Consider the following 7,074-nt stretch of genomic DNA (forward strand, 5'->3'; position numbering starts at 1 on the left):
CCATGACGACGGCGACGCGAGGCCCGCTGGCCGCCGGGCATCCCGACGAGACCCGGCTGGACCGCATGGGCATCCCGCATATGCTCCGGTTCGGCTTCCTCGCCGTGCTGCTGGTGATGACCGGCGTCGGCGTGGAGTCCAACATCCTGACTCCGCACATGGTCGAGGTCCTCGGCTCCCCGGAGGCGACGGTCTCGACGATCATCACCGGCCACTCGGTGTCGGTGCTCATCGCCTCCTACCTGGCCGGCGCGCTCTCCGACCTCTTCGGGCCGCGGCGAGTCATGGCCGTCGGCGCGGCGATCTTCCTGGTCTTCCAGGTGCTGTTCCTGGTCGGGCTCTCGCTGGGCAGCGTGGAGATGGCCGCGATCACCTACTTCCTGCGCGGCTTCGGCTTCCCGATGTTCGCCTTCGCCTTCCTGGTCTGGATCAACATCACCGCCCCGCCGGAGCGGAACTCCACGGCGATCGGCTGGTTCTACGTGATGTACACCGGCGGGCTGCCGACGCTCGGCTCGCTGGTCGCCATCGGCGCGATCCCGGCCTTCGGCGGCGGGGGCGTCGGCGGCGTCGGCGAGACCGGCGCGATGTGGCTGGCCGGCGGTCTGGTCGCCCTCGGCTTCCTGGTGGGCTGGTTCGGCGTGCGCGACGCGCGGGGCAGTCGGCGCCTGGCGCCGGAGGGGGAGACGCCGATGCAGGTGATCACCGCCGGACTGCGGCTGACGTTCACCCATCGCAAGGTGGCCATGGGCTTCCTGGTCCGACTGATCAACACCGCCCCGCAGTTCGGCATGTTCATCGTGCTGCCGGCGGTGATCGCCACGACGCTCGAATGGGGCCAATCACGCTGGCTGGCGATGACCGTCGCCGTCTACGCGACCAACATCCTGGTCAACGCGGTCTTCGGCGCCATCGGCGACCGCTGGGGCTGGCGCCGGACGGTGAAGTGGTTCGGCATCACCGGCTCGGCGGTCGGCCTGCTCCTCTGGTGGTACGTCCCGCATATGGTCCCGGCGGGCTCCACCTGGGGCTACCTGCTCTCGGTGGTCGCAGGCTGCGTCTTCGGCTGCCTGCTGGCCGGATTCGTGCCGATGGGAGCGATCATGCCGGCGCTGGCGCCGGACCACAAGGGCGCGGCGATGGCCATGTACACCACCGCCGCCGGCGGCGCGACCTTCCTCGGTTCGGCCGTGGTGGCCGTCGTGTTCACCGTCGCCGAGTGGTCCGGCATGGGTGACTTCGCCCGCAACTCGCTGGTCGTCTGGGCGTTCGTCGCCCTCTACGGCTGCGCCTTCCTGATGATCCGTCATCTCGAGGTGCCCGAGGACGAGGAGAAGGAGAAGCACGGTCGGCTGTTCGGTCGGCGTCGTCCGATCGCGGAGCCGGAGTCGGCCCGCGTCGAGACCCCGCAGAGCCCGGCGCCTGCGGGGAAGCCGGCCGTCGATCCGCGAGGAGGAGACCGATGAGCGCATCTGCGAGTGGACCCGCCCGTGCCCGGCTCTTCGACCTGACCGGACGCGTCGCCGTCGTCACCGGCGGCGCGTCCGGGCTGGGCGAGGCCGTCGCCCGCGGCTTCGCCGGACAGGGCGCGACGGTCGTGCTGGCCGACCGCGACGCCGAGCGGCTGGAGGCCGCGGCCGCCCGGCTGCGCGCCGACCACCCCGACGGAGGCGGCGTCGACGCCCGCACCGTCGACGTCACCGACGCCGCGGCGGTCGACGCGTGCATCGGGGCGATCGTCGCCGAGCACGGCCGGGTGGACATCCTGGTCAACTCCGCCGGCGTCGTCGCCCTGGACCCGGTAGACGAGCTGTCTCCGGAGACCTGGGAGACGATCCTCTCGGTCAACCTCACCGGCACCTTCCACGCCTGTCAGGCCGCCGCACGGCGGATGAAGGAGGCCGGCTTCGGGCGGATCGTGAACATCGCCTCGCAGGCGGCGCATGTCGCCCTGGATCAGCACGCCGCCTACGGCGCCTCGAAGTCGGGGCTCTTCGGGCTGACCGCTTCGCTGGCCCGCGAGCTCGGGCCGCACGGCATCACCGCCAACACGATCTCGCCGACGGTGGTGATGACCGACCTGGGGAAGCAGGCCTGGGACGGTCCGCACGGCGAGGCGCATAAGGAGCAGATCCCTGCCCGTCGATTCGCCGAGCCGGAGGAGGTCGCCGCGGCGGTCGTCTACCTCTCCTCGACGGAGGCGGCGATGGTCAACGGCGCCGACCTGCGCATCGACGGCGGCTTCACCATCGTGTGAACCGCGGTTCGCTCCGGCGGGAGCACCGGCCTGCGGCACGGCGTCGTCCAGCCGTCGGGCGCACCGGGTGACCCGGCCCAGCACACGACGACGGCTCTGGAGTTCCGGACGGAACCCCTCCCGAATCGGGGGAGTTCCGGTTCGGACTCCAGAGCCGTCGCTGGGTGTGCCGGCTCGTGGCGGCCGGTCACTGCTCCAGGGAGAAGTCCTGCAGCTGGTCGGCGTTCTCCTCGGTGATCAGCACGCAGTCGAGAGCGACCTTCTCGTCCTCCAGCGGCGACTCGCCGGTGCGGATGACCTCGTCGAGGACCTCCATCGCCTGGGTCGTGCCTTCGGTGATGGGCTGCAGCACCGTGGCGACCATGTCGCCGTCGGCGACAGCCTGTGCCGCGTCGTTGTTGCCGTCGAAGCCGAGGACCTCGACCTCGTCGAGCATGCCCTCCTGCTCCAGCGCGTTGATCGCGCCCAGGGCCATCTCATCGTTGCCGGCGACGACACCGTCGATGTCCGGGTAGCGGGAGAGCAGCTGCTCCATCTTCTCCTGACCCTCCTGGCGATCCCAGTTGGCGATCTCCTCGCCGACCTTCTCGAGGTCCGGATACTGGGAGAGCACGCCGTCGAAACCGTCGGAGCGGACCTGGGCGTTGTTGTCGCTGGGTTTGCCGAACAGCTCGACGTAGGTGCCCTCGTACTCCATGGCCTCCGCCCAGGCCTCGGCGCCGATGGTCGCGCCCTGGGCGTTGTTGGAGACGATCTGTGCCTCGGCCAGCCCTGTCTCCGCGATCTCGGCGTTGACCAGCGAGACCGGGATCCCGGCGTCGACGGCCTGCTGCACGATGGCCACCGACTCGTCGGCACCGGCCGGGTCCAGCAGGATCCCGTCCACGTCGTCATTGATGGCGGTCTCCATCAGCCGCGTCTGCTCGTCGGGATCGTTGTTGTGGGCCGAGGTCTCCGTGGTGTACCCCATCTCCTCGGCGACGGTCTCGGCAGTCTCGATCTCGGCCGACCAATACGGGTTCGAGGGGTCGACGGTGATGATGGAGATCTGGCCGCCGCCGTCGCCTCCGCCCTCGGAGCCGGCGTCGGATTCCTCGGAGCCGCCGCAGCCCGTCAGGGCGAGTCCGGTCGCGGCGATCGCCGCAGTGGTGCTCAGGATGGTGCGTCGCATGGTGGTGCCTTTCTGGATTCGGTGCGGGTGGGTGCCGATCAGGCGATCGGCGGGATCTGACCGACGGCGGCGTCGGGCGCGCCGCGCCCGTGCGCCGTCGTCGGCGCCGGGCTCAGACGCCGGCGGCCTCCTTCCCCTCGGAGTCCCGGTCGCGCTCGGCTCGCTCGGAGACCCGCCGGGCCTCGGCGACGGCACGGGCCTGGGCCCGGCGGCGCTGGACGATCTGCTGGATCTGGTCCACAGCGACGGCCAGGATGATCACTGCGCCGGTGATGACGGTCTGCCAGAACGGCGAGACCCCGACGATCACCAGTCCGTTGGACAGGAACCCGATGACGAAGGCGCCGATGACCGTGCCGCGCACGGTGCCACGTCCTCCGGAGAGCGCGGCGCCGCCGATGACGACGGCGGCGATGGCGTTGAGCTCGTAGGTGTCGCCCAGATCGGCGGTGGAGGAGCGGATGTTGGCGATCTGCAGGATGCCGACCATCCCGGCGCACATGCCGGTGAGCACGTAGATCCGCGTCTTCACCCGCTTGACCGGCACGCCGGAGAGCTCGGCGGCACGCTCGTTGCTGCCGGTGGAGTAGAGCCAGCGCCCGAACGGAGTGCGGGTCAGGAGCAGGGAGAAGGCCACTGCGACGGCGATCATCGCCCAGGCCGCGATCGGCACGCCCAGCGGCCGGCTGGCGAAGATCTCGAAGAACCCGGTGTTGCCCAGGCCTTCCTGTCCGCGCAGGTCGTTGGTGATGTTCGTCCCTCCCAGCAGCACCTGGGTGAGGCCGCGCCCGACGTAGAGCATGCCCAGGGTGACGATGAACGGCGCGAGATTGAGCCTCGAGATCAGCAGCCCGTTGACGAGCCCGACGAGCATCCCGACGCCGATCGAGATGAGCACGATCACCCACGTGGCGGGGAACATCACCGCGTCGGTCAGCGGCACATCCAGGCCCTGGAACAGATTGCCGGCGACTGCACCGGTCAGCCCCACGGTGGAGCCGACCGAGAGGTCGATGCCGGCGTTGAGGATCACCATCAGCATCCCCAGGGCGAGGATGGCGTTGAAGGAGACGTCCTTGGCGATGGTGGTCAGGTTGCTGACCGCCAGATAGTTGTCGTTCAGCGCGGTGAAGATGACGATGATGATCGCCAGGGCCACCAGGGCGCGGGCCTCCACGAGGACCGAGCCCAGCGAGAAGGAGAACCGGGGCCGACGTGTCGTCTCCGTCGACGCCCCTGCCGGCGTCTCCTGAGCTGTCGTGGTGCTCATGATGCTGCTCCGTTCGTGGTGCTCGTGGTGCTCGTGGTGCTCGTGGTGCTCGTGCTGGAGGTGCTCTCGGGGTGTCCGGCGGGTCCGGAGGTCTCGGCGGGCGCGGAGGTCCGCGCGTGCTCGGGAACGGTGCCCTCCGCGGCGGCGAGGATCTCGTCCCGGCTGGTTCTGCGCGGATCGAGCTCGCAGACCACCCGGCCGCGACTCATCACCACGATCCGATGGGAGGCCGTCATCGCCTCGCCGACGTCGGAGGTGACGAAGAGCACGCCCAGGCCTCGTGCCGCTTCATCGAAGAGCAGCGAGAAGATCTCGCCCTTGGCCCCGACGTCGACACCGCGGGTGGGCTCGTCCAGCAGCACCACGCGGGGATCGGTCAGCAGCATCTTGCCGATGACCGCCTTCTGCTGGTTTCCGCCGGAGAGCGACATGATCGGCGCATCCGACCCTTCGGTCTTCACCCCGATCTGGGCGATGGATCGCTCGACGTTCAGGGTCTCGGCGCGCTGTCTCAGGAAGAATCCGCGCACCCAGGTGCGCAGACTGGCCAGCGCCATGTTCCGCCCCACCGACTGCAGCTGCACGATGCCGTCGCGCTGACGGTCCTCCGGCACCAGGCCCATGCCCTGGGCGATGCGGTCGCCGATGCCGCGTCCGGCGAGGTCCTCGCCGTCGAGGGTCACGCGTCCGCCGGCGAGCTCGTCGCGACCGGCCAGCGCCTCCATCAGCTCGGTCCGGCCTGCGCCCATCAGTCCGAAGAGACAGACGATCTCGCCCTCGCGGACGTCGACCGAGACATGGTCGACGGGGACCTTGCCCGTCGACGGATCGGCGACGGTGACGTCCTGGACGGAGAGCGCGACCTCGCCGTGGCGACGCTCGCGATCGCGGAAGTCATAGTCGGCGTCGCGGCCGACCATCGTGCGCACCACCCAGGGGAGGTCGATGTGCTCGGCCTCCTCGGCGGCGACCAGCTCGCCGTCGCGGAAGACCACCGCATGGTCGGCGATCTCGATGGCCTCCTCCAGGTGGTGGGAGATGTAGACGATCGCCACGCCCTGGCGGGTGAGCTCGCGGATGATCCCGAAGAGCACATGCACCTCGGAGGTGCTCAGCGCCGAGGTGGGCTCATCCATGATCAGGATGCGGGCGTCGGTGGACAGCGCCCGGGCGATCTCGACGATCTGCTGCTGGCCCACCCGCAGGTCCTGGACCAGCGTCTCCGGGGAGACGGGCTCCTCGAGCCGGTCCATCAGTTCCCGGGTGATCTCCGCCTGCCGCCGGTAGTCGATCCCGCGCGCGCCGAGGATCTCGCGGCCGAGGAAGATGTTGTCGCGGACGGTGAGATTGGCGTTGAGGTTCAGCTCCTGATGGATGATCGAGATGCCGCGGGCGACCGCCTGCGAGGTCGACGCCAGCTCGACGTGCTCGCCGTCGAGCTCCAGATGCCCGGCGGTGGGCTGCTCGACGCCGGAGAGGATCTTCATCAGCGTGGACTTGCCGGCGCCGTTCTCGCCGAAGAGCACCGTCACCTCGCCGGCGCGGACGTCGAAGTTCACGCCCTTCAACGCGCGGGTGACGCCGTAGGTCTTGCTGATGTCGACGGCGCGCAGCACGACGTCGCCGACGCGGCCGGCCGCGCTGGCCGACGTCGTCGTCTCGGCGGGGGCCGCGGATTCGGCCCCGGTCTTCTCCGCGGGGCTCATCCGTCGGCCTCCAGCTCGATCGGCTGGATGGTGATCGGCTTGCCCTCCGGCGCCTCGCCGCCGGTGCGGACATGGCGCAGCACGCCGCGGACGGTGACCTCCTGGTCGACGAGGCTCGACGGATCGTCGCCCAGCGCCTCGGCGGCGTCGGCGCGCAGCAGCGCGGCGAGCTCGTTGCCGACCTGCTGGTAGCCGGTCTGGCCCGGGGCGTCGCCGAACTCGAAGCCGGTCAGGTCGCGGATCAGCGTGCCGTCGACGGCCGTGCCCACCGGCACGACCACCGGGCGCTCGGTGGAGAGCCCGTCGACGGCGAGCGTCAGGGTGTTCTCGTCGGCCTCCTCCACGGTGCCGGTGACCGAGACGGTGTAGGCGTCGGTGCCCTCGCCGGGGGAGAGGGCGCTGAACTCCTCGGCCGCGGCCTCGGGGTCCTCGGCGATCGCGGCGGTGACCGCATCCAGGTCGGCCGGATCGCCGACCAGCTCCTCGGTCGCCTGCACATGGAGGTCCTCCGCCGTCGCCGCCGGGTCGAACTCGTCGGGGGTCAGCGCGTCGACCTCCTCGGGGGTGAGGAAGCGGGTGTTGAGCAGCATCGCCGCGGCCAGCACGACCACCACGGCTCCGCCGACGAGCCGTGACCGGGTGATGCGCGGAGTCTGTGCGCGGCTCATGC

General features: G+C 70.4%; 6 protein-coding genes. 2 read left to right on the top strand and 4 right to left on the bottom strand.

Translation table 11 applies throughout. The features are described 5' to 3' along the window. Positions 1–2 precede the first annotated feature (2 nt). Positions 3–1,466, top strand: a complete 1,464-nt coding sequence (locus GU5_RS0100515) for an RbtT/DalT/CsbX family MFS transporter (RefSeq protein WP_010523624.1) — start codon at positions 3–5, stop codon at positions 1,464–1,466. Continuing rightward, a complete protein-coding gene (locus GU5_RS0100520; protein WP_010523625.1) occupies positions 1,463–2,257 on the top strand; it encodes a GolD/DthD family dehydrogenase in 795 nt (264 codons plus the stop codon). Before GU5_RS0100515 ends, GU5_RS0100520 begins: the two co-directional genes overlap by 4 nt. Positions 2,258–2,444: 187 nt before the next feature. Here the strand turns inward: GU5_RS0100520 and GU5_RS0100525 are convergent, their stop codons facing one another. The 4 genes from GU5_RS0100525 to GU5_RS0100540 form a co-directional block, all read right to left on the bottom strand. Further along, positions 2,445–3,428, bottom strand: a complete 984-nt coding sequence (locus GU5_RS0100525) for a D-ribose ABC transporter substrate-binding protein (RefSeq protein ID WP_010523626.1) — start codon at positions 3,426–3,428, stop codon at positions 2,445–2,447. Positions 3,429–3,540: 112 nt separating this feature from the next. Then, positions 3,541–4,698: an ABC transporter permease gene (locus GU5_RS0100530; protein WP_010523627.1), complete on the bottom strand. Its 1,158-nt coding sequence runs from the start codon at positions 4,696–4,698 to the stop codon at positions 3,541–3,543. Then, positions 4,695–6,404: a sugar ABC transporter ATP-binding protein gene (locus GU5_RS0100535; RefSeq protein ID WP_010523628.1), complete on the bottom strand. Its 1,710-nt coding sequence runs from the start codon at positions 6,402–6,404 to the stop codon at positions 4,695–4,697. The genes GU5_RS0100530 and GU5_RS0100535 overlap by 4 nt, the downstream gene beginning before the upstream one ends. After that, positions 6,401–7,074: DUF2291 family protein (locus tag GU5_RS0100540; RefSeq protein ID WP_010523629.1), on the bottom strand; the 674-nt coding region annotated here is incomplete at its 5' end. The genes GU5_RS0100535 and GU5_RS0100540, both read right to left, overlap by 4 nt.

This window comes from Nesterenkonia sp. F (assembly GCF_000220985.1).
Classification (GTDB): Bacteria; Actinomycetota; Actinomycetes; order Actinomycetales; family Micrococcaceae; genus Nesterenkonia.